At 71.7% G+C, this 24,351-nt stretch carries 24 protein-coding genes; 16 read left to right on the top strand and 8 right to left on the bottom strand.

Annotated elements, in window-relative coordinates; translation table 11 throughout:
* Positions 1 to 36: 36 nt before the first annotated feature.
* From ACWENQ_RS02310 to ACWENQ_RS02300, 3 genes are all read left to right on the top strand, one after another.
* Positions 37 to 987 carry a LysR family transcriptional regulator gene (locus ACWENQ_RS02310; protein WP_452412664.1) on the top strand — a complete coding sequence of 317 codons (951 nt, stop codon included), beginning with the start codon at positions 37 to 39 and terminating at the stop codon, positions 985 to 987.
* Between the two features lie 166 nt (positions 988 to 1,153).
* The gene (locus ACWENQ_RS02305; protein ID WP_354906790.1) at positions 1,154 to 1,534 is read left to right on the top strand and encodes a VOC family protein; all 381 of its coding nucleotides are present in this window, start codon (positions 1,154 to 1,156) and stop codon (positions 1,532 to 1,534) included.
* 52 nt (positions 1,535 to 1,586) lie between these two features.
* Positions 1,587 to 1,850, top strand: a complete 264-nt coding sequence (locus tag ACWENQ_RS02300) for a hypothetical protein (RefSeq protein WP_354906791.1) — start codon at positions 1,587 to 1,589, stop codon at positions 1,848 to 1,850.
* A gap of 16 nt (positions 1,851 to 1,866) precedes the next feature.
* On the opposite strand, the gene ACWENQ_RS02295 is transcribed toward ACWENQ_RS02300, so the two are convergent.
* Genes ACWENQ_RS02295 through ACWENQ_RS02280 form a run of 4 tightly spaced genes read right to left on the bottom strand, consistent with a single transcriptional unit; the run spans position 1,867 to position 5,952 of the window.
* Positions 1,867 to 2,751 (bottom strand): carbohydrate ABC transporter permease, encoded by an 885-nt coding sequence (locus ACWENQ_RS02295; RefSeq protein ID WP_354906792.1) that lies wholly within the window; start codon positions 2,749 to 2,751, stop codon positions 1,867 to 1,869.
* Positions 2,751 to 3,647, bottom strand: a complete 897-nt coding sequence (locus ACWENQ_RS02290; RefSeq protein WP_354906793.1) for a carbohydrate ABC transporter permease — start codon at positions 3,645 to 3,647, stop codon at positions 2,751 to 2,753. Before ACWENQ_RS02290 ends, ACWENQ_RS02295 begins: the two co-directional genes overlap by 1 nt.
* A gap of 1 nt (position 3,648) precedes the next feature.
* The gene (gene ngcE, locus ACWENQ_RS02285) at positions 3,649 to 5,085 is read right to left on the bottom strand and encodes an N-acetylglucosamine/diacetylchitobiose ABC transporter substrate-binding protein (RefSeq protein ID WP_452412663.1); all 1,437 of its coding nucleotides are present in this window, start codon (positions 5,083 to 5,085) and stop codon (positions 3,649 to 3,651) included.
* A gap of 3 nt (positions 5,086 to 5,088) precedes the next feature.
* Positions 5,089 to 5,952, bottom strand: a complete 864-nt coding sequence (locus ACWENQ_RS02280) for a MurR/RpiR family transcriptional regulator (RefSeq protein WP_354906795.1) — start codon at positions 5,950 to 5,952, stop codon at positions 5,089 to 5,091.
* A 153-nt stretch (positions 5,953 to 6,105) separates the two neighbouring features.
* On the opposite strand from ACWENQ_RS02280, the gene ACWENQ_RS02275 reads away from it, so the two are divergent.
* Positions 6,106 to 7,056, top strand: coding sequence for an N-acetylglucosamine kinase (locus ACWENQ_RS02275; protein ID WP_452412662.1), 951 nt, complete (start codon positions 6,106 to 6,108; stop codon positions 7,054 to 7,056).
* 136 nt (positions 7,057 to 7,192) lie between these two features.
* Here ACWENQ_RS02275 and ACWENQ_RS02270 read toward each other — a convergent pair whose 3' ends face one another.
* Entirely contained in the window at positions 7,193 to 8,254 is a 1,062-nt protein-coding gene (locus tag ACWENQ_RS02270) for a thiolase C-terminal domain-containing protein (RefSeq protein ID WP_452412981.1), read from the bottom strand.
* Between the two features lie 368 nt (positions 8,255 to 8,622).
* On the opposite strand from ACWENQ_RS02270, the gene ACWENQ_RS02265 reads away from it, so the two are divergent.
* Positions 8,623 to 9,267 carry a MerR family transcriptional regulator gene (locus ACWENQ_RS02265; RefSeq protein WP_452412661.1) on the top strand — a complete coding sequence of 215 codons (645 nt, stop codon included), beginning with the start codon at positions 8,623 to 8,625 and terminating at the stop codon, positions 9,265 to 9,267.
* Here ACWENQ_RS02265 and ACWENQ_RS02260 read toward each other — a convergent pair.
* Entirely contained in the window at positions 9,239 to 9,880 is a 642-nt protein-coding gene (locus ACWENQ_RS02260; RefSeq protein ID WP_354906799.1) for a ThuA domain-containing protein, read from the bottom strand. The two genes, ACWENQ_RS02265 and ACWENQ_RS02260, sit on opposite strands and share 29 nt — an antisense overlap.
* Positions 9,881 to 9,965: 85 nt before the next feature.
* On the opposite strand from ACWENQ_RS02260, the gene ACWENQ_RS02255 reads away from it, so the two are divergent.
* From ACWENQ_RS02255 to ACWENQ_RS02230, 6 genes are all read left to right on the top strand, one after another.
* Positions 9,966 to 10,349, top strand: a complete 384-nt coding sequence (locus ACWENQ_RS02255) for an SSI family serine proteinase inhibitor (protein ID WP_449917107.1) — start codon at positions 9,966 to 9,968, stop codon at positions 10,347 to 10,349.
* A 137-nt stretch (positions 10,350 to 10,486) separates the two neighbouring features.
* Positions 10,487 to 11,386 (top strand): RNA polymerase sigma-70 factor, encoded by a 900-nt coding sequence (locus tag ACWENQ_RS02250; RefSeq protein ID WP_452412660.1) that lies wholly within the window; start codon positions 10,487 to 10,489, stop codon positions 11,384 to 11,386.
* Positions 11,383 to 12,429, top strand: coding sequence for a serine hydrolase domain-containing protein (locus ACWENQ_RS02245; RefSeq protein ID WP_452412659.1), 1,047 nt, complete (start codon positions 11,383 to 11,385; stop codon positions 12,427 to 12,429). The genes ACWENQ_RS02250 and ACWENQ_RS02245 overlap by 4 nt, the downstream gene beginning before the upstream one ends.
* A 10-nt stretch (positions 12,430 to 12,439) precedes the next feature.
* Entirely contained in the window at positions 12,440 to 13,177 is a 738-nt protein-coding gene (locus tag ACWENQ_RS02240; RefSeq protein WP_452412658.1) for an SDR family oxidoreductase, read from the top strand.
* A gap of 66 nt (positions 13,178 to 13,243) precedes the next feature.
* Entirely contained in the window at positions 13,244 to 14,893 is a 1,650-nt protein-coding gene (locus ACWENQ_RS02235; protein ID WP_449917116.1) for an FAD-dependent oxidoreductase, read from the top strand.
* Positions 14,890 to 16,302 carry an ATP-binding protein gene (locus ACWENQ_RS02230; protein ID WP_452412657.1) on the top strand — a complete coding sequence of 471 codons (1,413 nt, stop codon included), beginning with the start codon at positions 14,890 to 14,892 and terminating at the stop codon, positions 16,300 to 16,302. The genes ACWENQ_RS02235 and ACWENQ_RS02230 overlap by 4 nt, the downstream gene beginning before the upstream one ends.
* Here ACWENQ_RS02230 and ACWENQ_RS02225 read toward each other — a convergent pair.
* Positions 16,299 to 17,534: an alpha/beta fold hydrolase gene (locus ACWENQ_RS02225; RefSeq protein ID WP_452412656.1), complete on the bottom strand. Its 1,236-nt coding sequence runs from the start codon at positions 17,532 to 17,534 to the stop codon at positions 16,299 to 16,301. The genes ACWENQ_RS02230 and ACWENQ_RS02225 overlap by 4 nt on opposite strands.
* A 19-nt stretch (positions 17,535 to 17,553) precedes the next feature.
* Between ACWENQ_RS02225 and ACWENQ_RS02220 the strand changes: the two genes are divergently transcribed.
* Positions 17,554 to 18,339 carry an SAM-dependent methyltransferase gene (locus tag ACWENQ_RS02220; RefSeq protein ID WP_449917123.1) on the top strand — a complete coding sequence of 262 codons (786 nt, stop codon included), beginning with the start codon at positions 17,554 to 17,556 and terminating at the stop codon, positions 18,337 to 18,339.
* 41 nt (positions 18,340 to 18,380) lie between these two features.
* Here the strand turns inward: ACWENQ_RS02220 and sigJ are convergent, their stop codons facing one another.
* The gene (gene sigJ / locus ACWENQ_RS02215; RefSeq protein ID WP_449917124.1) at positions 18,381 to 19,265 is read right to left on the bottom strand and encodes an RNA polymerase sigma factor SigJ; all 885 of its coding nucleotides are present in this window, start codon (positions 19,263 to 19,265) and stop codon (positions 18,381 to 18,383) included.
* 155 nt (positions 19,266 to 19,420) lie between these two features.
* Between sigJ and ACWENQ_RS02210 the strand changes: the two genes are divergently transcribed.
* The 4 genes from ACWENQ_RS02210 (at position 19,421) to ACWENQ_RS02195 (ending at position 24,312) form a co-directional block, all read left to right on the top strand.
* Complete coding sequence (locus ACWENQ_RS02210) at positions 19,421 to 20,467, top strand: LLM class flavin-dependent oxidoreductase (RefSeq protein ID WP_449917126.1); 1,047 nt, start codon at positions 19,421 to 19,423, stop codon at positions 20,465 to 20,467.
* A complete protein-coding gene (locus ACWENQ_RS02205; RefSeq protein ID WP_449917129.1) occupies positions 20,467 to 21,939 on the top strand; it encodes an AMP-binding protein in 1,473 nt (490 codons plus the stop codon). The genes ACWENQ_RS02210 and ACWENQ_RS02205 overlap by 1 nt, the downstream gene beginning before the upstream one ends.
* Before the next feature lie 498 nt (positions 21,940 to 22,437).
* Complete coding sequence (locus tag ACWENQ_RS02200) at positions 22,438 to 22,893, top strand: MarR family winged helix-turn-helix transcriptional regulator (RefSeq protein WP_449917133.1); 456 nt, start codon at positions 22,438 to 22,440, stop codon at positions 22,891 to 22,893.
* A 6-nt stretch (positions 22,894 to 22,899) separates the two neighbouring features.
* Positions 22,900 to 24,312 (top strand): glycosyltransferase family 39 protein, encoded by a 1,413-nt coding sequence (locus tag ACWENQ_RS02195; protein ID WP_452412655.1) that lies wholly within the window; start codon positions 22,900 to 22,902, stop codon positions 24,310 to 24,312.
* Positions 24,313 to 24,351 lie beyond the last annotated feature (39 nt).

The raw sequence follows: 24,351 nt of genomic DNA, 5'->3' as shown, positions 1-24,351 counted from the left end.
TCCGGATTAACGCCTTTCTGTGGTTAATCTTGGGCGGTGGACATCAACCCCCGGCTCCTGCGGGTGTTCGTCGCGGTCGCCGAGGAGCTCCATTTCGGCCGTGCCGCGGCCCGGCTCTACCTGGCGCAGCAGGCGCTCAGCCGCGACGTCCGCCGCCTGGAGGAGCACCTGGGCGTGGTGCTGTTCACCCGGTCGACCCGGCAGGTCCAGCTGACCGAGGCGGGCGTCAGGCTGACGCCGCTGGCCAGGCGGCTGCTGGCCGTCCACGACGAGCTGGTCAGCGCGATGCGCGGGGCCGCGGGGCCGCTGCTCGTCGACCTCAACAGCCCCGGCGCGGCGCTGCCTCGCTACCTGGTCAGGGCGCGCGAGCTGGCGCCCGAGGCGGAGATCGTGGCGCGCTTCCACGGCGGGCTGTCCGCCGGGGCGGCGGCGATCCTGGCGGGCGCCGCCGACGTGTCGTTCGGCCGCTTCGCGGGGCTGGCGGCCGAGACGCGGGCGCGCCTGGTCCAGGTGCCCGTCAGGCTGCACCCGATGGCGGTGATCCTGCCCGAGGGGCACCCGCTGGCGCGGCTGGAGCAGGTGCCGCTCGGCGTGCTGGCCGGCTACCCGCTCGACGTCATGGGCGGCAACCCCAACACCACCGAGTGGACCGACCTGGGCAGGCTGCTGGCCGAGGAGTTCGGCCTGACGGTCGCCGATCCGCACGCGCCCCCGATCGGGCTCGAAGAACTGCTGGTCTACATGCGGCGGCACGGCGAGGCGGTGCTGACCAGCATGGGATGGGGCGAGATCGACGGCGTCACGGTCCGGCCGCTGGTCGACCCCGTGCCGCTGTCGCTGGTCAGCCTGGTGCACCGGCCTGGGCTGCGGCATCCGGGGCTGACCGCGCTCTTCCGGGCCGTCGCCGAGGAGGAGGGGTGGATGCACCGCCCGGCGGGCTCCTGGCTGCCCGCCGCCGACGAGGCGCTGCTCGGCGCAGGGCGGTGAGCGGCGCGGGGCGGTGAGCGGCGCGGGGCGGTGAGCGGCGCGGGGCGGTGAGCGGCGCGCTCCTCTGGATCGCGCCGAACGCCTGTCAAGGCGGCGCGAAGGCGATCACACTGGGGAGCGGCTCCCGGCGGGGAGCCTTCCCCTGCCAGGACCGTCAGGAGCGCACATGGACCTCAAGCTCGAACTGATCCCCGTCCCCGTCTCGGACGTCGACCGTGCCAAGGCGTTCTACGTGGAGAAGGCCGGGTTCGTCTGCGACCTCGACTTCTCGCCGAGCGATGAGTTCAGGGTCGTGCAACTCACGCCGCCGGGTTCGGCCTGCTCCATCGCGATCGGGACCGGCCTGGTCGACACCGCGCCCGGCGTGGTGCGCGGGCTGCACCTGGTGGTCTCCGACATCCACGCCGCGCGGGCCGCGCTGGTGTCCAGAGGGCTGGAGATCGGCGAGGTGGAGGACATGACCGCGCCGGGCAAGCCGACGGTCTCCTACGCCTGGTTCAGCGACCCCGACGGCAACACCTGGACGCTGCAGCAACTGCCGTCCTGAATCCGCGTCGGGGTGATGGTGTTTCATCCGGTTGGTGGGTAGCTGCACCGTCATGAGCGAGACACCTGATCCCAGGTACACGGGGGAAGAGGCGGCCGAGCGCGTGGACCGGGCGCTGAACGACGACGACTACCCGGACGAGGTGGACCAGCGCGACGCCCAGGTCGTGGCCGAGGCCGAGGCGGCGCCCGTCCGCCCCGGTCACGGCGAGGGGGCCGCCGAGGGCGACCCCGAGCAGGCCGCGCACCGGGAACGGCTGTGGGACGGATCGACCGCGCAGTCACGCGTGGACGAGCAGATCGAGCCGCCGGACTGAGCGCGGCGCGGCACCGCTACTTGAGCGCGCCCGCGGTCAGGCCGGTCTGGATCTGCCGTTGGAAGACGGTGTAGACGACGAGCATGGGGAGGATGGCGAGGGTCAGCGCGGCGAACAGCGCCGACCAGTCCTGGTCGTAGCCGGCGGCCGTGGAGATGTCGGCGATGCCCTGGGTGAGGACCCACTTGTCGCGCTCCTGCAGCAGGACCAGCGGGAGCTGGTACTGGTTCCACTGGCCGAGCACGTTGAAGATCGTGACGCTCACGATTCCCGGCCTGGCCATCGGCAGCATGATCTGGAAGAAGACCCGCGTGTGCGAGGCGCCGTCCACCAGCGCCGCCTCCGCGACCGCGGTCGGCAGGGTGCGGAAGAAGGCGGCCAGGAAGAACACGGTGAACGGCAGCGAGTAGGCGATGTACACCAGCGCCAGGCCCGCGTGCGTGTTCAGGCCGACGAAGGGGATGACCCGGCCCATGTTCTGCACCACGAAGAACAGCGGGGTCAGCGCCAGGTAGACCGGAAAGGCCAGGCCGGAGACGAACAGCAGGTAGAAGGCGCGGTTGCCGCGGAAGGGGTAGCGGGCCAGCACGTAGGCCGCCATGGACCCCAGCAGCATCGTGCCGAAGGTGCTGAACGACACCACGATGACGCTGTTGAGCATGTACTGGCCGATGTGGGCCTGCTCCCACGCCCTGGCGAAGTTGTCCCACCGGACGGCGGCCGGAAGCGACCACGCGTCACCGAAGATCTCGTCCTCGCTCTTGACCGACGCCAGGAAGGTCCACAGGATCGGCACCACCACCAGGACCGTCCAGACCAGCAGGGCCACGTGCGTGAGCACCGACAGCGGCCCGAGCCTGCGGCGCCGCTCGACCGCGAGACGCTTGCGCGAGAGGTACATCAGTACTCGATTCGTTCCCGACGCGAGAGGCGCAGGGCCAGGATCGCGAAGCCGATGGTGAAGAAGAACATGACGACGCCGAGCGCGGAGGCGTAGCCGAAGCGGAAGTACTGGAAGGCGTTGCGGTAGATCTCGGCGGCCATGACGGTGGTCGAGAAGTCGGGCCCGCCGTGCTGGTCGGTCATCACCCAGACGATGGCGAAGACGTCGAGGGCCAGGATGCCCAGGTACACCCACGCGACCTGGACGGTGTCCCACAGCAGCGGCAGCGTGATGCGGAAGAACAGCGAGAGGCGTCCCGCGCCGTCGATCTGGGCGGCCTCGAACATGTCGCCGGGGATCGAGGCCAGCCCGGCGGAGAACAGCACCACGTAGAAGCCGACCGCCTGCCAGACCATGACGCCCAGCACCGACCAGAACGCGATCGACGGGTCGGACAGGAAGCCCACCGGCGGCAGGCCGAGCGCCATCAGCGGGCCGTTCAGCATGCCGCTGCCGTCCGGCCGGAAGACCTGCTGGAACAGCACCGCGACCACGGCCACGGCCAGCACCTGCGGGAAGAAGAACACCACGCGGTAGACCTTCGACCCGGCCACTCCTGTGATGCCCTTGCCGCCCACGTTCAGCAGGAAGGCGAAGAACAGCGCCACGACGATCGTGATGAGCGGCAGCAGCACCAGCAGCAGCGCGTTGTGCGACACGGCCTTCCAGAAGATCCCGTCGTCGAGCAGCCGCCGGAAGTTGTCGAGGCCGACGAACCGCGGCGCGGCGGACACGCCGCGCCAGTCGGTCATCGCGATGTAGAAGGCCTGCAGGTACGGCGCGATCACGTAGACGAGGTAGAGCGTGACCGGCGCCGCGAGGAAGGAGGCGATGAAGAGGCGACGGCGCAGCATGTCAGCGCGAGTACTTCTTGATCGAGGAGTCCTTCTTGATCTCGTCGGCCTTCTTCTGGATGCGCTCCAGGTACTTGTCGGCGGTCAGCCCGCCGCTCATCAGCTGCCCCGTGGCGGCGATGGCCTCGTCCTTGAGCTGGGCGTACCAGCGCTCCCAGCGCCAGTAGACGGTGTTGGCGCCCGCGGCGGCCACGGCGTCGGAGGCGCTCCTGACGCCCGGCGACAGCGCCCGGCCCTCGCCGGCGCCCTTGACCACCGAGACGGTCCTGACCAGCTCGCTGAAGTCGCCGGCGGCCTTCTTCGACAGCATGGCCCTCAGGTATTCCATGCCGCCCTGCGGGTTGGCCCCCTTGGCGGGCACGATGAAGTTCTCGCCCGGCTGGGAGTGCAGCGTGCCGTACGGCATCTTGTCGGAGCCCTTGACGTCGGGGATGGCGAACATCTGGTAGGCGAAGTCGGCCGGTGTGGTGTCCTTCTGCTCGTTCTCCAGCCAGGAGCCGGAGGGCAGCATGGCGACCTCGTACTTGTTCTGCGCGGTCTGCGTCTGCACGTGGTCGAGGCCCGCGGTGCCCTCCATGAGGTACTTGGCGCCCACCTCGGCCCACCGGGTGGCCGACTGCTTCATGGCGTCGGTGGTCCACGCGCCGTCCTCGAGGTTGTCGATGTTGACCAGGACCTCGTTGCCGCCGATCTTGGCCGCCATGGTCAGCAACGCCTCGTACAGGTACTGGGGGAACTTGCCCGCGTAGGTGAAGGGCGCCATCTTGCCGGACTTCTTGATGGCCTCGCAGAGCGCGACGAACTCCTCCCACGTCTTCGGCGCCTGCCAGCCGTTCTCGTCGAAGGCCTTCTTGGAGTACCAGATGCCGAAGATGTAGTTCACATAGCCGAGCACACTGAACTTGCCGTCATAGGTGCCGATGTCGATCACGGCGGGGTCGATGGCGTCGCGCACCTTGACCGCGGGGTCGTCCCATGTGGGCGCGTCGAGCAGCGGGGTCAGGTCGAGGAGCTGGCCGTCCTGGGCGAGGGCGCCGAAGTCCATGGCGTTCGCGCCCGAGTTGTCGATGACGTCGGGCGGGTTGCCGCCGGCGAAACGGGGCTGGAGGACCTTGGTGATCTCTTTGGTGGTGTTGTGCTTGATCTGCGCCTTGGGGTACTTGGCGGCGAACAGCGGCTGGTGGATGTCCTTGGCGTACGCGCTGCCGAAACCGCCGTCGAAGATCCAGACTTCCAGCGGCTTGTCGGCCGCGACCCCGAACGGGTTGGCGGCGCTGGTGGGCACGGCCGCGGCGGGGGCCGAGGTGGCGGCCGGCGGGGCGGGCGTGGCGCAGGCGGCCAGCGCGCCCGCGGCGGGGACGAGGACGGCACTGCGGAGAAGCTGACGGCGAGTGATCTGGGGGGTGTTCTGGGAGGTGAACTGGGGGGTGTTCGGCATGGGCTACTCCAGTCGATGACTCTCCACGGCCTTGATGGTCAGTTCGAAGGCCTGATTGGTGCGTTCGTAGGTCTGCTGGGCGACCGCCACGTAGACGGCGTCCAGCACGAACAGCTGCGAGTGCACGGCGGCCAGGCCGCCGAGACGGAACGTGGTCTCCCTGCTGGCCGTGGTGAGCACCAGGTCGGCCAGCTCGGCCAGGGGTGAGCGGGCGAAGGAGGTGACCGCGACGCAGATCGCGCCGTGGGTACGGGCCTCGGCCAGGGCCTCCATGACCTCGCGGGTGCGGCCCCGGTGCGAGATGCCGATCGCGACGTCGCCCTGCCCGAGCAGCGCCGCGTCCGACAGGGAGACGTGCGCGTCGCCCGAGCTCCAGCACGGAACGCCGATGCGGCGCAGCCGTCCCTCGAACATCGTGGCCACCGCGCCGCTGGTGGAGACGCCCACGAGCAGCACCCGGCGGGCGGCGACGATCGCGTCGGCGACCTGGCCGACGACGGCCAGGTCGAGCTGGGCGGCGGTGTCCTGGATCAGGCGTGCGTCGGCGGCGGCCATCACCTCGACGGCGGCGTCGAGCGGATCGTCGGGGCCGATGTCCTGGCCGACCCCGGCACCCCAGCCGGCCTGGGCGGCCCTGCCCGTCTCGGTCGCGAGCACGACGCGGAGCTCGGCGTAGCCGGAGAAGCCGAACGCCCGGCAGAACCTGGTCACGGTGGCGGGCGAGCTGCCCGCCCGCTCGGCCAGCTCGACGATCGTGGACCTGGCGGCCTCGGCGGGATCGTCCAGAATCACCTCGCCCACCCTGCGCAGGGCTTCCGGCAGACCGGGCAGTTCCGTCTCGACGCGGCCGAGGGCACCAGATGGCACGAATATTCCTTCCGAATACCGGACCTTGCGGCGAAAATTATTCTTGCAATGAGGTCGCGTCAAGACCCAGGATGTGACACGTGCGTAACGGCTTCCTGTGACGAAGTCCTGACCGGTGCCCGATGGCGGCGAGAGCGAGTAGGTGGGTGGGCCGTGAAACACGGTGACGTGGTGGTCGGTGTCGACGCGGGCGCGACGTCCTCCCGGGTGGCCGTGCACACGCTCGACGGCACCAGGCTGGGCTACGGCAAGGCGGGCGGCGGCAACCCCAGCGCCCACGGCGTCGAGGCCGCGGCGGCCGCGATCGGGGCGGCGCTCGCCGAGGCCCTGGAAGGCGTCGACCCCGCGCGGGTGTCGCGCTCGCTGGCGGGCGTGGCGGGCAACGTCACCGACTTCGGCGCCGCCCTCGGCAAGCTGTGGGCCGGCCACGGGATCACCGCGGGTCCCCGGCTCGTCAACGACGTGCCGATCGCCTACGCGGCCGGCTCGGCGGCGCCGTCCGGCACGCTGCTGCTGTCCGGCACCGGAGCGGTCGCCGCGCGCGTGACCGGGCACGAGCTCGACGCGCTGTCCGACGGGCTCGGCTGGCTGCTCGGTGACGCGGGCTCCGGCTTCTGGATCGGCAGGCAGGCGGCCAAGGCCGTCGTCCACGCGCTCGACCGCGGCGACCGGGGCGGGCTGCTGTCCGAGCTGGTCGTGGCCCGCTTCCTCGGCGACGACCGCGGGCCCACCCCCCGCAGGGAGGCCGAGCGCCTCGTCAGGCTCGCCCAGGCCGACCGCACCTCGCTCGGCCCGCTGTCGGCCCTGGTCAGCCAGGCCGCGAGCGCGGGCGACCCGATGGCCGTCGAGATCGCCGAGCGGGCCGCCGCGCACCTCGCCGAGACCGTGGCCAGGGTCTACGACGGCGGGCCCATCGTGCTGGCGGGCTCGGTGCTGACCAGCGAAGGCCCGGTACGGCACGCGGTACGGGCGGAGCTGGAGCGGCGGTGGGACGCCGAGATCAGCACGGCCCGCGACGGGGCGGGAGCCGCCGCATGGCTGGCCGCCCTGCCGCTGCTGTCGGCCGCCGAGGCCGCCGACCGGCACGCCGCCTTCACCGGCTGATCCGCCCCACGCCCTGTTCCGCCCCGTACCCTGGTACGCCCCCGCCCTGCCTTGGTCCGTGCCCGGTTTCCGGCCCGGACACCCCCTGTCCGTGTCGGGAGACGCCCAGCATTTCAGCCGGCCCGTGCGGGGCCGGTCAGGCGGTGAGGAGGGCGGCGCTGCCGTACGAGCCGCCGAACCCGGTCACCAGCGCGACCTCCGCGCCCGCCCGCACCTCCCGGACGGCCTGGGCCACGTTGTTGAGCCCGTGGACGTACCCCTCCGACAGCAGCCCGCCGTGCGGGTTGACCCACGCGTGCCGCCCGGCCAGCAAGTAGGCGCCGAGGTCGGGCCGTCCCACCAGGCCGAAGTCCTCCAGCTGGCGCGGCACCAGCCACGAGTAGGCGTCGTAGAGCAACGCCGCCTGCACATCGGCGGGCCGCATGCCGGACGCGGCCCAGAGCATGGGGGCCACGTACGCGGAGAAGACGGCCGTGACGTCCGGCGAGCGGTCCATCGCCGAGCAGCCGGGCCCGCCGCCGCGCACCACGGCGTGGACGCGCGGCCCCGGCAGCGCCGCGCTGACGACCAGCGCGCAGGCGCCGTCGGTCTCCTGGCAGCAGTCGACCGTCCGCAGCGGGCTGCAGACGAGCGGCGCGTCCAGGTACGCCTCGAACGTGAGCGGGTCGCGGCGCAGCGCCCGCTCGTTGGCGGCGGCGTTCCCGCGGGACTGGGCGACGACGGCGTGCAGGTGCTCCGCCGCGAGACCCGTGTCGTGCAGGTAGCGGGTGGCGGCCATGGCGAACATGGGGATGGGGCCGGCCATGCCGTAGGGGATGGTGAAGCGCTCCTGCGGGCCGGTCGAGACGGTGTTCATGCGCCTGCCCGAGCGGCCGTTGAGCGCGCGGTAGACCAGCACGTGTCGCGCCAGCCCCGACTCGATGAGCATCGCCGCGTCGCCGAGGACGGAGGCGGCCTGGGTACCGCCGCCGGAGATGTCGTTGTGCCAGCCGAGGCGGTCGATCCTGAGCGCCCTGGCGACCTGCACCACGGGCGCGGAGTCGTTGAGGTGGTAGCTCAGGAGGGCGTCGATCTCGCGGGGGTCGAGTCCCGCGTCGGCGCAGGCCAGCTCGGCCGCCTCGACCGCCAGCGCCAGCTCCGTCCGGCCGGAGGCCCGGCTGAGGGACGTCATCCCGATCCCGGCGATCCTGCCGCGCATGCTCCTCCCGATCTGCCGTGGCCCGTCGCGTGACCCGCCGCCGTGACCCGTCGCCTTGGCCCGCCGCCGCGTCCTCCCGCCGTGCTCCGCGCCCGCCGTGCTCCGCGCCCACCGCGCCCCGCCGCCGGCGCCCCGGTCGGCGGGGAATGCCGCCCGCCGGCGGGGCGCGATCCGGACGGCGGGCGGCGGTCCCGTGGTCCGGTCGCGGGTGGCGTCGCGACGGGAGATCGCCCCGCCCGTCACGCTAGTGCGGCCCACCAAGTTAGGCAAGCGCTTGTTAGGTTCACCGGACAGGAGGTGAGACGCCGCCCCGATCCGGGCATGATGGGAACGGATGTGGCCATGTTGGGTAGTAGTACTATCCAAGTATGCGGATGTCCCAGCTGAGCGCCGAGTCGGGCGTGCCCATCGCCACCATCAAGTACTACCTGCGGGAAGGCCTCCTCCACCCGGGCGAGCAGGTGGCGGCCACCCGCGCCGAGTACGACGAGTCGCACCTGCGCAGGCTGCGGCTGATCAGAGCGCTGCTGGAGGTGGGCCGCCTGCCGATCACCTCGATCAAGAAGGTGATCGACGCGGTCGACGACGAGAGCCTGCCCGTGCACTACATGCTCGGCACCGCGCACTACGCGATCAGCCCCACCGTCGAGGCGGGCGAGGGCGAGGAGTGGAGCGCCGCCCGCGAGCAGGCCGACCGCATGATCGACGACCTCGGCTGGCAGGTGTCCATGACCGCCCCCGGCCGCGACGAGCTGGCCCAGACCCTCGTCAAGCTCCGCCAGCTCGGCCTCAGCACCGACCTGAGCCCCTACGCCCGCGCCGCGCACCAGCTGGTCACCGAGGTCGAGCTCGACACCATCCCGCTGGACGGCCCGCGCGACGCGGCCGTGGAGGCCCTGGTCCTCGGCACCGTGCTGTACGGCAAGGCCTTCGACGTGCTGCGCCGCCTGGCGCAGGAGTCGGAGTCGGCCCGCCGGCTGAAGGTCAGTCCCCCAGCACCAAAGGGCGCTTGAGCAGCCACAGCGCCGCCCGCTTGAGCAGCGTGCGGTGCACCTCGTTGTCGTAGGAGCGGGTGTCGTGGCCGAGGGCGTCGTAGACGACCCGGCCGCGCCGTACCGGGCGGGCCCAGACCATCGGCTGGCCCAGCGCGGAGGCCAGCGGGTGGACGTCGGGCAGCACCTCCAGGTCGCTGTAGACCTCGTCCACCAGGTCGAAGTCGCGCAGCCCCTCGACGATCGGGTGACCGCCGAGGACCCGGACGCTCTGCCAGCCGAGCGGCGGGTGGTGCGAGGCGCCCCAGACCCACCGGGCGCCGAGCACGCGCGGCCAGCCCTGCCAGTCGTCGAAGCAGACGGAGGCGGCGTGCATGCACAGCAGGCCGCCGCCCCGCTCCAGGTGGTCGAGCAGCGTGGTGCGAGCCTCGGCGGGCAGCGTGAAGCCCTTCTGCCGCCAGCGCAGGGCGTTGACCGTGATGAGCTGGTACTCCGACGGCTCGCCCAGCGCCCCCGCGATGTCGTCGGTGATGTCGGACTCCACCCCGACGTCGGCCAGCACTCCGGCGAGCGCGGCCGACGTGGCGTCGAAGTCGTGGAACAGGCCTCCTGAGAGAATCAGATTTCTCGCCACATCACGACTTCATCACGGATCGCCGAGGGAAATCCATGGCCGTTCGCTGGCCGGGGGAAAACTCGATCTTGGGCACCATCCCGGCATGAGATTCGTCAAGATCGCGGCACTCGCCACCGCCGCCCTGATCGCCACCTCCGCGACCGCCTCGGCCGCGCCCGCCTCGTCCTCGCGAGCGCTCTTCATCGTCCAGGTCACCGTCCCCAACGGATGGACCCGCGTGGTGAGCCTGACCTGCGCCCCGGAGGGCGGCGCCCATCCGCAGGCCGCCACCTCCTGCGCCCTGCTGGAGACCGTCGAGGGCGACCTGGCCCACCATCCCGCCGAGCAGGGCATGTGCACCAGGGAGTACGACCCGCGCGTGGCCGAGCTGACCGGGTGGTGGGAGGGCTCGTCGGTCCACTTCGAGCGGACCTTCGGCAACCGCTGCGAGATGCTCCTGGCCACGGGGTCGGTGTTCGACCTGTAGCCGAGGGCCTGCCTTCGCGCGCAGGATCGGCGCCCCCGTCGCCCGCGCCTCCGGGCACCTCCGGGGAGACGATCCGCGTAGGGACGGCCCGTGATGGCCGGACGGCCGCGGAGAGACGACCCGGCATGATTCGAACCGTGGATTTCGCGACATACCGCCCGATGCTGCTGGGGCTCGCCTACCGCCTGCTCGGCAGCATGTGGGACGCCGAGGACATCGTCCAGGAAGCCTGGCTGCGCTGGAGCGGCACCGACCAGAGCAGGGTCGAGGAGCCGCGCGCCTTCCTCGTGACCATCGTGTCCCGGCTGGCGCTCGACCAGCTCAGGTCCGCGCGGGTCAGACGGGAGGCCTACACCGGTCCGTGGCTGCCGGAGCCCGCGCCGACCGCCGAGGTGGGCCCGCTGGACACGGCCGAGCTGCGCGACACCCTCTCGTACGCCACCATGCACCTGATGGAGCGCCTGTCCCCGCCGGAGCGGGCGGTGTTCGTGCTCAGGGAGGCGTTCGACCTGCCCTACGAGGAGATCGCGGAGATCGTCGGCGCCAGCCGGGCCAACTGCCGTCAGATGCACCACCGCGCCTCCGTACGGCTGGCCGAGGGCCGCGGACGCTTCCAGCCGAGCACCGAGGAGCACGCCAGGCTGCTGCGCCGCCTCCTCGACGCCGCGCAGGGCGGCGACCTGTCCGCGCTCACCTCGATGCTCAGCGACGACGTGGCGATCTGGACCGACGGCGGCGGCAGGGTCCGCGCCGCGCTCAGGCCGATCCACGGCCGCGACAAGGTGCTGGCCTTCCTCACCGGGCTCACCGACCGGTACGCCTTCGAGGGCGGGATCGTCGAGGCCAACGGCGCTCCCGCGCTCCGGCTCACGGTCGGGGGACGGGACCAGGTGGCCTTCGTCGACGTCCGCGACGGCCTGGTCCACGGCATCTACACCGTGATGAACCCCGACAAGCTCCGCGGTTTCCCACAGGGCGACCAGGAGGAAAACCGCATTATCGGGGCACCACCTCCTTCCCTACCGTCTTCCACATGATCTCTTTGATGAACCTGCTGATGGCGGCTGTGGTGACCCTCCCTGGTGCGGCGGTGCAGGAGCGGCTGGAGGCGTTGCCGAAGACGGCCGCCCTCGTGCGGCTGAGCGACGAGCGCACCGCGTGGGCGGGCGCCGCCGGAGTGCGCGACCTCAGGTCCGGACGGCCCGCCGCCCCCGAGGGCCACTTCAGGATCGGCAGCGTCACCAAGACCTTCGTGGCCACGGTGATCCTGCAGCTGGTGGACGAGGGGAAGGTCGCGCTGGACGACCCGATCGACCGGTACCTGCCGGGTCAGGTGCCTGACGGCGGGCGGATCACCGTGCGGCAGATCCTCGACCACACCAGCCACCTCCACGACTACATGAGCGAGCCCGGGTACTCCACCAACCGCTGGCGCGGGAAGGACCGCTTCCGCCACTACTCCCCCGCCGCGCTGCTGAAGGTGGCCTTCGCCAGGAAGCTGCCCGACGACGGCAGATGGCACTACTCCAACACCAACTACGTCGTGGCCGGGCTGCTGGTGGAGAAAGTGACCGGCCGGCCGTACGGGGAGGAGGTCGCGCGCAGGATCCTGCGGCCGCTCGGGCTGCGGCAGACCAGCGTGCCAGGCGACCGGCCGGGCCTGCCGGAGCCGCACGCCCGCGGCTACGAGCCGCTGCCGGGCGGCGACCTGGTCGACGCCACGCTCATGAACCCCTCGCTCGACTGGGCGGCCGGCGAGATGATCTCCACGGCGCGTGACCTGGACCGCTTCTTCGACGCGCTGCTCACCGGCAAGCTCACCAGCGCCGCCTCCCTGGCCGCGATGCGCACCGCGGTGCCCACGGGCGCCGGCTTCGACTACGGCCTCGGCCTGCAGGCCTACCGGCTGCCGTGCGGCACGAAAGTCTGGGGGCACAGCGGCGAGCTGATCGGCTACCTCACCTTCGCCTTCCGCTCGGACGACGGCCGCTCGCTCACGCTGTCGATCAATCCAGCGGCCCGCAACCCGTCGACCGAGCAGGTGATGGAGATCGCGGCGACCCAGTTCTGCGATCGGTAGTCTCGCTGTCATGGATCTCGGCATCTCGGGCAAGGTCGCACTGGTCACCGGTGGTAGCGCGGGCATCGGGCTGGCCGCCGCCAAGGCGCTGGCGCGGGAGGGCTGCGACGTGTGCGTCTGCGCGCGCAGCCCCGAACGGCTCGCCGACGCGGTGGTGGCGCTGCAGGAGTTCGGCCACGTGGTGCACGCCGTCCTCGCCGACGTCGAGGACCCCGCCGCGGCCGAGCGGGTGGTGGCCGAGACGCGCGAGGTGCTGGGGCCGATCGACATCCTGGTCGCCAACGCGGGCGGGCCGCCCGCGGGCACCTTCGTCGAGGTGAGCCTGGCCGACTGGGAGGTGGCCGTGCAGCGCAACCTGCTGGGCACGGTGCGCCTGATGCGGGCGGTGCTGCCCGACATGCGCTCGCGCGGCTGGGGCCGCATCGTCGCCGTGACGAGCAGGTCGGTGCGCGAGGTGATCGACGGGCTGGCGCTGTCCAACGCCACCCGCACGGCGGTCGCCGGCGTGGTGCGGTCCCTGGCCAGGGAGGTCGGCGAGGACGGCGTCCTGGTGAACAACGTGTGCCCGGGCCCGATCGACACCGAGCGGCTGCGCTCGCTCGGCCACACCGGCAGCACGCCCCTCGGCCGCATCGGCCGCCCCGAGGAGGTCGGCGACGTGATCGCGTTCCTGGCCAGCGACAGGGCGTCCTTCGTCAACGGCGTGTCCCTGCTGGTCGACGGCGGGGAGAGCAGGGTGGTGGCCTGACGGCAGATCCAGCACCCGCCAACCCATGACATCCTTCGTGTAGAAGCGAAAGGGAAGGACGGGGGCATGGACAAGCCGGTCATCGTGACGGTCGACGACGACCCGGGCGTGTCGAGGGCGGTCGCCCGCGACCTTCGGAAGAAGTACGGCCAGCAGTACCGCATCGTGCGCGCAGAGACGGCCGAGCAGGGCATCGAGGCGGTCCGCGAGATGCGCCTGCGCGGCGACGAAGTGGCCGCGATCCTCGCCGACTACCGGATGCCGCAGATGAACGGCGTGCAGTTCCTCGAGGCGGCGATGGACATGTTCCCGTTCGCGCGCCGGGTGCTGCTGACCGCCTACGCCGACACCGACGCCGCCATCCAGGCGATCAACGTGGTCGACCTCGACCACTACCTGCTCAAGCCGTGGGATCCGCCGGAGGAGAAGTTCTACCCGGTGATCGACGGCCAGCTCGACGCGTGGCAGCGCACCGACCGGCAGGTCAAGGCCGAGCTGCAGGTCGTGGGCGACCGCTGGTCGGCCCACTCCTACCGGGTGCGTGACTTCCTGTCCCGCAACCACGTCCCCTACCAGTGGATGCTCGCCGAAGACCCCGAGGGGCAGCAGCTGGTGGCGGCCGTCGGCGGCGACTGCCACCTGCCGCTGGTGATCACCGCGGAGGGCGAGCAGCTGCAGGCGCCCGACCAGTCGACGCTGGCCTCGGCCGTGGGCCTGTCCACGACGCCGTCCACCGACTTCTACGACCTCATCGTGATCGGCGGCGGGCCCGCGGGCCTCGGCGCCGCCGTCTACGGCGCGTCGGAGGGGTTGCGCACGGTGCTGGTCGAGGCGCACGCCTCGGGCGGCCAGGCGGGGCAGAGCTCGCGCATCGAGAACTACCTGGGCTTCCCCGACGGCGTCTCCGGCGCCCAGCTGGCCGACCGGGCCCGCAGGCAGGCGCTGAAGTTCGGCGCGGAGCTGCTGACCGCGCGCAAGGTCATGAGCCTGGAGGCCAAGGGCCAGGCCAGGGTCGTCGGCTTCAGGGACGGCGGCCAGATCGCGGCGCACGCGGTCATCCTCGCCACCGGCGTCACCTACCGCAGGCTGGAGGCGCCGGGGCTCGACGACTTCGTCGGCAGGGGCGTCTACTACGGCGCCGCGCTCACCGAGGCGCCCTCCTGCCGCGACAGCGAGGTCTTCATCGTCGGCGCGGCCAACTCGGCCGGGCAGGCGGCCGTCTACCTGGCGGGATTCGCCAGCAAGGTCCACTTGTTGGTGAGGGGTGACGGTTTGGAGAAGTCCATGTCCCACTACCTCATCGAGCAGATCGCCGCGATCCCCACCATCGAGGTCCACTACGAGACCGAGGTGACCGCCGGCTCCGGAGACGACCACCTCGAACGGCTGACGCTGACCACCAGGGGCGAGGAGTGGTCGGCCGACGCGCAGTGGCTGTTCGTCTTCATCGGTGCCGAGCCGTACACGACCTGGCTGGGCGACGGCATCGAGCGCGACGCCAAGGGGTTCGTCATCACCGGGCCTGATCTGGTGGCGTCCGGCGAGCGGCCGCGCAACTGGCCGCTGCGGCGCCAGCCGTACTTCCTGGAGACCAACGTCCCCGGCGTGTTCGCCGCGGGTGACGTGCGCGCGGACTCGATCAAGCGGGTCGCCTCCGCCGTGGGCGAGGGCGCGATGGCCGTCGCTCTGGTGCACCGCTACATGGAGAAGCAATGATCGACATAGACGAACTGCGCAAGCTCTTCCTCTTCGAGCGGCTGACCGACGAGCAGCTGACCCTGCTGGCCACCAAGGGCGAGGTCCGCTCCTACGACAGGGACTCCTTCGTCCTGCGGCAGGGCGAGCCGTCCGAGCACTTCTTCGTCCTCATCGAGGGCGAGGTGCAGATGCTGACCGACACCAGCGCGGGGCCGGTCGCCCAGCCGCGCACCTCCCAGCCCGGCGTCTACGCCGGTGCCGTCCAGGCCTACCTGGGCAACCGCGCGCCCGACGTCTACCAGCACTCGCTGCGCGCCACCGCGCCGTCTCGCCTGTTCGTGCTGCCGGCCAAGAAGTTCGGCCACATCGTCACCGAGTGGTTCCCCATGGCCTTCCACCTGCTGGAGGGCATGACGTACGGCGGGCGGGCGGCGCGCGAGATCATCGACAGGCGCCAGCGGCTCACCGCGCTCGGCACGATCACCGCGGGCCTCACGCACGAGCTGAACAACCCCGCGGCGGCCGCCGTGCGCGCCGTGAGCGAGCTGCGGACCAGCATCAGGGCCTCCCGCGTCCAGCTGGCCGAGCTGGCGGCCCACGGGATACCGCCGCAGAAGCTGCTGCACCTGGTCGAGCTGTCCGACGCCTGCGCGCAGGCGGTCGGCACGCTGCCCCCTCGGTCCCCGCTGGAGATCTCCGACGCCGAGGACACCGTGGGTGAGGCGCTGGAGGAGATGGGCGTCGACGACGCGTGGGAGCTGGCTCCCTCGCTGGTGAACGCCGGGTTCACGCTCGACACGCTGGACAAGATCCGCACCAAGGTGGGCGACGAGCACGCCGGCGTGGCGCTGCGCTGGCTGTCGCAGGCCACGGAGATCTCGCAGATGCTGAGCGAGGTGACCGAGGCCACCGAGCGGATCACATCGCTGCTCGACTCCGCCAAGCAGTACTCCCAGATGGACCGCGCGCCGTACAGCGTGCTGAACGTGCACGACCTGCTCGACAGCACGCTGGCGATCTTCAGGGGGAAGATCCCGCCCGGCGTGTCCGTGGTCACCGACTACGACCGGACCCTGCCGGACATCCCCGCCTACGGCGGCGAGCTCAACCAGGTGTGGACGAACCTGATCCACAACGCGCTCGACGCCATGGGCGAGGAGGGCACGCTCACGATCCGCACCGCCCACGACGAGGACGAGGCCATCATCGAGATCGGCGACACCGGTCCCGGCGTGCCCGACGAGATCAAGGAGCGCATCTTCGAGCCGTTCTTCACCACCAAGACGGTGGGCAAGGGCACTGGGCTCGGGCTGGACATCTCCTACCGGATCGTGGCGGGCCGCCACAACGGCGAGCTGAAGGTGCGATCGGTGCCCGGCGACACCTGGTTCGAGGTACGGCTACCGCTCCGCGAGACCCCCGCCTAGCCCTGGCACCGACCGGCGATCATGTCCGTCAGCCGCGGCACCACGCGGTCGGCGGCGACCCTGAAGCCGTCGTGCTCGAACTCGTTGGTCACCCACGCGCGCGTGTTGCCGACCCGGCTTGCCGTCTCCAGCGACAGGCCGGCGTCGACGTACATGTCGTCGTGGTAGACGACGGCGGCGACGGGCACCTGGTTGCCGGCCAGCCGCTCCGGGTCGTAGAGGGCGGGCCAGTCGGTGTAGGACGCGAGCCGCTCGGCCGCCTCCTTGAACGGCCGCAGCGAGCGGATCTCGTCGAACATCCAGGGGTAGATCATCTCGCCGGTGAACATCTCGGGGGCGGCGAAGTCCTCCGGCATCACCCTGGCCGCGGCCCACGAGGTGGCGGCGCCCTGGGCGTAGATCGGCTCGTGCAGGACCGCGTACAGCGGGTTGCCCACGAAGCCCGTCGCGGTCATGACCTCGTACAGGAAGGCGTCGGACAGCCGGCCGCCGGCCCAGGCGTCGTCGAGCAGCCAGTGCAGCGAGGCGGCGCCGTCGCCGGTGCCGAGGCGCAGGCCGAGCGTCCTGAAGCGCCTGGAGGTGAGGCGGTCGCCGTCCGGCAGCAGCACCTCGGACTCGTCGAGGTGGGCGACGATCCGCCGCACCTTCTCGGCGTCCTCGGGGAAGCTCCGGTAGTAGCGGGTGACCTTGTCGCGCACCCGCGCGTAGGTGCGGGTGTAGACCTCGTCGGCGGTCGCCTCCAGCCCCGGCAGGCCCCCGGTGATGTGGCAGGCCCTGAGCGCGGCGGGCGCCTGCGACAGGTAGGTGAGGGTCACGAAGCCGCCGTAGCTCTGCCCCCACGTCTCCCACTGCTCGATGCCGAGCTGGGCGCGGATGTGCTCGCAGTCGGCGACGATGGCGTCGGCGCGGAAGTGCCTGAGATAGGCGGCCAGGTCGTCGGGCTTCTCGGGTGAGGAGGCGTCGGCGGGGGTGCTGCGGCCGGTGCCGCGCTGGTCGAGGAGGAGCACCCGGTGGGTCTTCAGGATGTGCGCGAAGTGCGCGGGCCCGGTGGGCCTGGGCGACCGGCCGCCGGGCCCGCCCTGCAGGAACAGCGCCCACGGCAGGCCCGAGCGGGCCGGATCGGCGATCTCGCGGGCGAAGACCGTGATGGTGGGGCCGTCCGGGTCCGCGTGGTCGAGCGGGACGGTGAACTCGTGATCGGTGGCTCGCAGGCCCGGCAGAGTGACATTCACTCCCCTATGATCACATTTCATGGATGAGGCTCCCCCTGGCATCAACCCTCACATTCCCAGCGTGGCCCGCATGTACGACTACTACCTCGGCGGCAAGGACAACTTCCGGGCCGACCGGGAGGCCGCCGAGAAGGTGCTCGCCGTCGTCCCGGAGACGCGGCAGGCCGCCAGGGAGAACCGCGCGTTCATGCAGCGCGCCGTCCGGTTCCTGGCCGGGCGGGGCATCAGGCAGTTCCTGGACATCGGCACCGGCCTGCCGACCCAGGGCAACGTGCACGAGGTGGCAGGGCCGGACGCTCGCGTGGTCTACGTGGACAACGACCCCATCGTGCTGACCCATGCCAGGGCCATCCTGTCGGGCGCCGAGGGGGTCGACGTCGTGCAGGGCGACCTGCGCCTGCCCGAGGCCGTCCTCGACAGCCCCGAGGCGCGCCGGCTGCTCGACTTCGACGAGCCGGTCGCGATCCTGGTCGTGGCCGTGCTCCATTTCGTGCAGGACACCGACGACCCCGAGCGCATCATCGGCAGGTTGAAGGAGCGGATGGCGCCCGGCAGCTACCTGGTGCTCTCGCATGCCTGCCCCAACCGTCCGGTGGAGTCGGAGGACATCGCCTCGGTCTACGACCTGGCCACCGCGGGCATCAGGCTGCGCGACCGCGCCGAGGTCACGCCGTTCTTCGACGGCCTGGAGCTGGTCGAGCCCGGACTGGTCAACGTGGCCGAATGGCGGCCGGAGGTGGCCGAGCTGGCGCCGCTGCAGGGCGTGGGCGACTACCTGCTCGGCGGGGTGGGCCGCAAGGGCTGACCACCCGCCGGCGAGCGCCGAGGCGCCCGCCGGCGGAGACGTCAGCCGTCCAGGGCCGTCAGGTCGAGCCGCTGGAGCCGCTCGGGGTCGGACAGCACGTCGATGGCCACGATCCGCCCGCCCGTGACGGTGAAGCCCATGACGGACAGCGGCCGGCCGTTGGCGGCGACCACGACGCCGGCCGTCCCGTTGACCAGCGCCGGGCGGGCGAACGGCGACAGCTTCCCGAACGTGACCGCCTGCTCGGCGACGGTCCGCGCGCCGGTGAACACGACGGTGTGGCGGGCCCGCGCGAGGCCGCCGTCGGAGCGCAGCACGACGTCGGGGTGGAGCACGGCGACGAGCGCCTCGAAGTCGCCGTCGCGGGCGGCGGCGAAGAAGGCGTCGACGACGTCACGCTGGCGGCCGAGGTCGGGGTCGGGAGCCGGGGCCTGCCCCTGGACGCGGCGGCGGGCGCGGCTCGCGAGCTGCCGTGCCGCCGCCGGCGACCGTTCGATCATCGGGGCGATCTCCTCGAACGGCACGGCGAACATGTCGTGCAGCACGAACGCCAGCCGCTCGGCCGGTGACAGCGTCTCCAGGACCACCAGCAGCGCCAGCCCGACCGAGTCGGCCAGCATCGCCTGCCGTTCCGGGTCGATCACGGACGCGGAGCCGATGATCGGGTCGGGCATGGACACGTCGAGGGGGTCCTCACGGCGCTGCTCACGCGAGCGCAGCACGTTCAGGCACACGCGCGCCGCCACCGTCGTCAGCCACGCGCCGAGGTTCTCCACATCGCCGGTGTCGGCGCGGCTGAACCGCAGCCAGGTGTCCTGGACGGCGTCGTCGGCCTCGCTCACCGAGCCGAGCATCCGGTAGGCCACCGCTCGCAGCCGAGGCCGGTGCTCCTCGAACCGCTCGCTCAGCCGTTCGCGCTCGTCCACCGTGTCACGTTCCTTCCATGCGGGGTGTCGTAACGGTAGACCCCTGGAACCCGGTGGATGTGACCGGGGCTCGTCGCGCGCCTTCCTATCGGGCGGGGCGGGAAGCTGGTACGCTCCCAAGCGAGCGCTTGGTTTATCAGCCGAAGGGCGGACGCATGAGGTTCTCCACCTTCCATCTCTTCCACCGGTTCGACGGGCAGAGCTTCAAGGACGTCTACGACTACCACCTTGAGCTCATCGAGCTGGCCGAGGAGCTGGGCTTCCACGGAGTACGGCTGGCCGAGCACCACTTCCGCGACTACGGCGTGGTCCCGAACCTGTTCACGCTGCTCGCCCACGCCGCCGCCCGCACCGAGCGGATCCGCCTGGGCACCGGCATCGTCGTGCTGCCGCTGCACAACCCGGTCCACGTCGCCGAGGAGGCGGCCCTCGTCGACGTGCTGTCGGGCGGCAGGCTCGACCTGGGCATCGGCCGCGGCTACCAGAGCTTCGAGTTCGAGGGCTTCGGCATCGACCTGGCCGAGGCGCGCGATCGCTTCAACGAGGCGCTGGAGGTGATCCTGGGCCTGTGGACCCAGGAGTCCTTCCAGCACGAGGGCAAGTTCTACCGGACGGGCGAGGTCTCGCTGACGCCCAGGCCGCTGCAGACGCCGCACCCGCCGATCCACGTCGCCGCCGTCTCCCCCGAGACCGTCACCATGTACGGCGAGCGCGGCCTGCCGATCCTGGCCGACCCCGCCGCGCCGTTCCGCAAGGTCGTGAAGGCGGCCGAGACCTGGCGCGAGTCGGCCGGAACGGCGACGGCCGACCTGGTCGTCGCCCGCAGCGTCTACGTGGCGCCGACCGTCGAGCAGGCGCGCGAGGACCAGGCGAGGTTCGAGGCGGCCTTCGACCGCTCGCGGATCTTCAACGAGCGCAGCGCGCCCATCGACCCGAAGACCGGCAAGGCCGCCCAGGGCTTCGAGTACTACCAGGACCGCTACCTCAAGGGCGGCTCGGTCTCCAACGACTTCCGCTGGGAGCAGCTGGAGGTCATCGGCGATCCCGCGCGGGTGATCGAGCAGATCGGCGTGCTGAAGGCGGCCGGGTTCTCCACCCTGCTGTGCGACTTCGGCAGCACGCGCCCGATGCCGCTGGAGGAGATGAAGAAGGTCATGCGGTTCTTCGCGACCGAGGTGATACCCGCGTTCCAGGAGGCGTGATGATCCACTCGCTGACACTCTCCGACGTCCTGGCCGAGCACGCCCGCAGCCGCCCGCAGGTGACGGCGGTGGTCGACGGCGAGGTCCGGCTCACCTATCCCGAGCTCGACGCGCGGGTCTCCCGCCTGGCCGGCGCGCTGGCGGGCAGGGGTGTGACGGCGGGCGAGCGGGTGCTGTGGCTCGGCCAGAACTCGCACGCCGTCCTGGAACTGCTGCTGGCCTGTTCCCGCCTCGGAGCGGTCTTCTGCCCCGCCAACTGGCGCCAGTCCACCGACGAGCTGCGGTTCGTCGTCGAGGACCTCGCGCCCGCCGTGGTGGTGTGGGAACGATCGGAGGCCGCCGCGCCGCTGGCCACCGAGGCGTGGGTCGAGGACTACGCCGCGCTCGTCGAGGAGGGCGCCGCCCTCGACGGGCTCCCGCCGGTCGACGACACGGTCCCCGCCCTGGCCCTCTACACCGCCGCCTTCGCCGGCCGTCCCAGCGCGGCCCTGCTCAGCAGCGCCGCGCTGCTCGCGCACGGCACTTCCCTGCTGGTGGTCAGGCAGATGGAACCGGGCTTCACCTTCCTCAACAGCGGGCCGCTCTTCCACGTCGGCACGATGATGTTCTGCCTGGCGACGCTGCAGATCGGCGGCACCAACGTCTTCACGCCCTCCTTCGAGGCCGAGGAGGTCTGCCGCCTGGTCGACGCCGAGAAGGTGACGCAGGCGTTCCTGTTCGGCCAGATGATCGACGCGGTGGTGGCGGCGAACGCGGAGCGCAAGTACGACCTGTCGTCGCTGCGGTTCGTCTCGCACTCGGCGGAGTGGGACGAGATGACCACGCCCGACGACTCGCCGTGGTGCAGGTCGAAGATGGGCGGCTACGGGCAGACCGAGGTCGGTGGCATGCTCACCTTCCTGGGCCTCGCACCCGGCGCGGCCGGGTTCGCCGGCCGGCCCTCGCCGCTGGTCCAGGTGCGCATCCTGGCCGCCGACGGGAGCGAGGTGCCCGCCGGCGAGGTGGGCGAGATCTGCGCCCGCGGCAAGACCCTCTTCTCCGGATACTTCGCCCGGCCCGAGCTCAACGCCCAGAAATCCCTGTACGGCTGGCACCACACCGGCGACCTGGGCAGGCGCGAGCCCGACGGCACGATCACGTTCATCGGCCCCAAGCTCCGGATGATCAAGTCGGGCAACGAGAACGTCTATCCGGCGGAGGTGGAGCGGGCGCTCAGATCGCATCCCGCGGTGGCCGACGCCGCGGTCATCGGGGTGCCCGACGCCCGATGGCACCAGGCGGTGAAGGCCGTGGTGGCGTTGAAGGGCGAGGCGTCGGCGGACGAGCTGATCGAGCACGTCAGGGGGCAGCTGGCGGGCTACAAGCGGCCCCGGCACGTCGACTTCGTGGAATCCATCCCGAAGAAGGGCTTCACGCCCGACTACGACGCCCTGGACGCCGCCCACGGAGGGGGCAACTACCCGGGGAGCTGAATCACGCGGCGGGCGGGCCCTCGTGGCCCGCGGCCGAACACCCGGGGTACCGACGCACGCCGCGCGCAGGCGGTCTCGTGATCCTTGGCCGAACACCCGGGGTACCGACTCACGCCGCACGCAGGCCCTCGTGGCCCGCGGCCGAACACCCAGGGTGCCGACGCACGCCGCGCGCAGGCGGTCCTCGTGGTCCGTGGCCGACTCCCGCATGCCCGCCGCGATCACCGCGTGGAACGCGGCCTGCTCGGAGACGTTCCGGTAGCCCGAGCCGAGTCGCGCATCAGCGCGTCATAACCGGCGGCGCCAGCGGCGGCGAGGTCGCCGACCGCCGCCTCGACCCCGGAGGGGGCCTTCGACGGATCGCGCTCGAGGACCCTGCCATCCTGCCTGGTAGGGAGAGGCGAGCGGGGCGGAGAGGAGACGGCACCGGTCGCGCCGGTGATGAGAATCGTCACGCGAAGCGCGATATAGTAAGCATCAGTGACCAAAGGAGCCTCGTTGAGCCGCGCCGAACGCAAGCAGGCCGACCCCGATCTCGGTGTCATGGCAGGTCAGGTGCTGTTCTCCCTCCAGAAAGAGCTGTTCGGCACCCTGGCCGAGCAGGGCCACCCCCGGCTGCGCCCGCGGCACGGCGCCGTCATGGCCTACCTCGACGAGGCCGGTAGCAGGGCCACCGACCTGGCCCAACTGTCCGGCCAGCACAAGCAGGTGATCGGGACGCTGGTGGACGAGCTGGTCGAGCTGGGATACGTGCGGCGGGAACCCGACCCACGCGACCGCAGGGCCAAGCTCGTCGTGCCGACCGAGCTCGGCCTCGACCAGATGGCCAGGTCCGACCGGATCGTGGCCGACATCGAGCGGCGGCACGCCGAGGCCGTCGGCGAGCAGGAGTACGCCGCGTTCAGGCGTGTCTTCCGGCGGGTGGCCGAGGGCCAGCGCAGCGGACTACGTTGATCGGATGTGCCCTCCTTAGCCTGGCGCCCGCTCGCCTTCGTCGCCGCCCTGCTGTCGGCGCTCCTGCTCGTGCTCAGCCCGCTGTACGGCTACCACCGTGACGAGCTGTACTTCCGCCTGCTGGCCGAGCACCCCGCATGGGGCTACGTCGACCAGCCGCCGCTCACCCCGATGCTCGCCAAGGTCTCGATCGCGCTGTTCGGCGACACGCCGACGGGGCTCAGGGTCCCGGCCGCGCTGTCGGCCGCGGCGCTGGTCCTCCTGGTCGGGCTGATCACCAGGGAACTGGGCGGCGACCGCAAGGCCCAGGTGCTGGCCGCCGCGGGGATCGGCACGGGCGCGTTCGCGCTGGTCGCGGGCCACTCACTGCTGACGCTCAGCGCGGACCTGCCGCTGTGGTCGGCGGCGATCCTGTTCGTGCTGCGCGTGCTCCGCACCGGAGACGGCCGCTGGTGGCTCGCGGCCGGCGCGGTCATCGGCGCGGCGACCTACAACAAGCACCTGATCGCGCTCCTGGTCATCGGGCTGGCCGCGGGCGTCCTCGCGGTGGGCCCGCGCAGGATCCTGCGCGACCCGTGGCTGTGGGCGGGCGTCGCGGTGGCGGCGCTGATCGCCGCGCCGAACCTGATCTTCCAGGCCACGAACGGCTGGCCGCAGCTGGCGATGGCGGCCGCGCTCAGCGAGACCAAGGGTGCCGAGATGCGCGCGCTGTTCGTCCCGATGCAGATCGTGCTGTTCGGCCCCGTCGTGGCCTTCGTCGCGGCGCGCGGCTGGCTGCGGCTGTGGCGCGACGAGCGGCTGCGCTGCCTGGCCGTCGCCTACCCCGTGGCGGCGGCGCTGACGCTGCTCAGCGGCGGCCGGTTCGACTACACGGCCGGGCTGGTCATCCTGCTGTTCTGCGCGGGGGTGACCGAGGGCCTCGCGCCCGCGCTGGCGATCAACGGCGCGTTCTGCGCGCTCGTCGCGCTCCCCTTGATCCCCGTCTCGCTGGTGGGGATGACGCCGGTCCCTCGGGTCAACGAGGTCGCCAGGGAGTCGATCGGCTGGCCGGAGTTCACCGCGGCGGTCGGCGCGGCCGTACGGACGCTGACACCCGAGGAGCGGGCCAGGGCGGTGCTGCTGGCGGGCAGCTACGGCGAGGCGGGCGCGCTGCACCTGGCGGGCGGCCTGCCGCCGGTCTACAGCGGCCACAACCAGCTCCACCTGTACGGCCCGCCGCCCGAGGGCGCCGACGTGGCGGTGGCGGTGAAGTACCCGCGCCGGGGGCTGGAGACGGTGTTCCGGTCCTGCGTCGAGCACGGCAGGGTCGACAACGCGGCCGGCGTGGACAACGAGTTCCGCGGCCTGCCCGTGCTCGTGTGCAGGGGGCTCAGGATGCCCTGGAGCGAGGCCTGGCCGCGCTTCCAGGAGTACAGCTGATATTTGACAGACCGTTCCAGAAAGATCTAGCGTCGGGCG

This window comes from Nonomuraea sp. NPDC004354 (assembly GCF_053602555.1).
This window is presented reverse-complemented; position numbering and strand designations above follow the sequence as displayed.

What these genes read in the sequence shown, in the direction of transcription:
- ACWENQ_RS02305 (WP_354906790.1), top strand. Translation starts at nt 1,154, where the DNA reads ATGGACCTCAAGCTCGAACTGATCCCCGTCCCCGTCTCGGACGTCGAC.
- ACWENQ_RS02300 (WP_354906791.1), top strand. Translation starts at nt 1,587, where the DNA reads ATGAGCGAGACACCTGATCCCAGGTACACGGGGGAAGAGGCGGCCGAG.
- ACWENQ_RS02295 (WP_354906792.1), bottom strand. Translation starts at nt 2,751, where the DNA reads ATGTACCTCTCGCGCAAGCGTCTCGCGGTCGAGCGGCGCCGCAGGCTC.
- ACWENQ_RS02290 (WP_354906793.1), bottom strand. Translation starts at nt 3,647, where the DNA reads ATGCTGCGCCGTCGCCTCTTCATCGCCTCCTTCCTCGCGGCGCCGGTC.
- ngcE (WP_452412663.1), bottom strand. Translation starts at nt 5,085, where the DNA reads ATGCCGAACACCCCCCAGTTCACCTCCCAGAACACCCCCCAGATCACT.
- ACWENQ_RS02270 (WP_452412981.1), bottom strand. Translation starts at nt 8,254, where the DNA reads ATGCGCGGCAGGATCGCCGGGATCGGGATGACGTCCCTCAGCCGGGCC.
- ACWENQ_RS02265 (WP_452412661.1), top strand. Translation starts at nt 8,623, where the DNA reads ATGCGGATGTCCCAGCTGAGCGCCGAGTCGGGCGTGCCCATCGCCACC.
- ACWENQ_RS02255 (WP_449917107.1), top strand. Translation starts at nt 9,966, where the DNA reads ATGAGATTCGTCAAGATCGCGGCACTCGCCACCGCCGCCCTGATCGCC.
- ACWENQ_RS02245 (WP_452412659.1), top strand. Translation starts at nt 11,383, where the DNA reads ATGATCTCTTTGATGAACCTGCTGATGGCGGCTGTGGTGACCCTCCCT.
- ACWENQ_RS02240 (WP_452412658.1), top strand. Translation starts at nt 12,440, where the DNA reads ATGGATCTCGGCATCTCGGGCAAGGTCGCACTGGTCACCGGTGGTAGC.
- ACWENQ_RS02235 (WP_449917116.1), top strand. Translation starts at nt 13,244, where the DNA reads ATGGACAAGCCGGTCATCGTGACGGTCGACGACGACCCGGGCGTGTCG.
- ACWENQ_RS02230 (WP_452412657.1), top strand. Translation starts at nt 14,890, where the DNA reads ATGATCGACATAGACGAACTGCGCAAGCTCTTCCTCTTCGAGCGGCTG.
- ACWENQ_RS02220 (WP_449917123.1), top strand. Translation starts at nt 17,554, where the DNA reads ATGGATGAGGCTCCCCCTGGCATCAACCCTCACATTCCCAGCGTGGCC.
- ACWENQ_RS02210 (WP_449917126.1), top strand. Translation starts at nt 19,421, where the DNA reads ATGAGGTTCTCCACCTTCCATCTCTTCCACCGGTTCGACGGGCAGAGC.
- ACWENQ_RS02205 (WP_449917129.1), top strand. Translation starts at nt 20,467, where the DNA reads ATGATCCACTCGCTGACACTCTCCGACGTCCTGGCCGAGCACGCCCGC.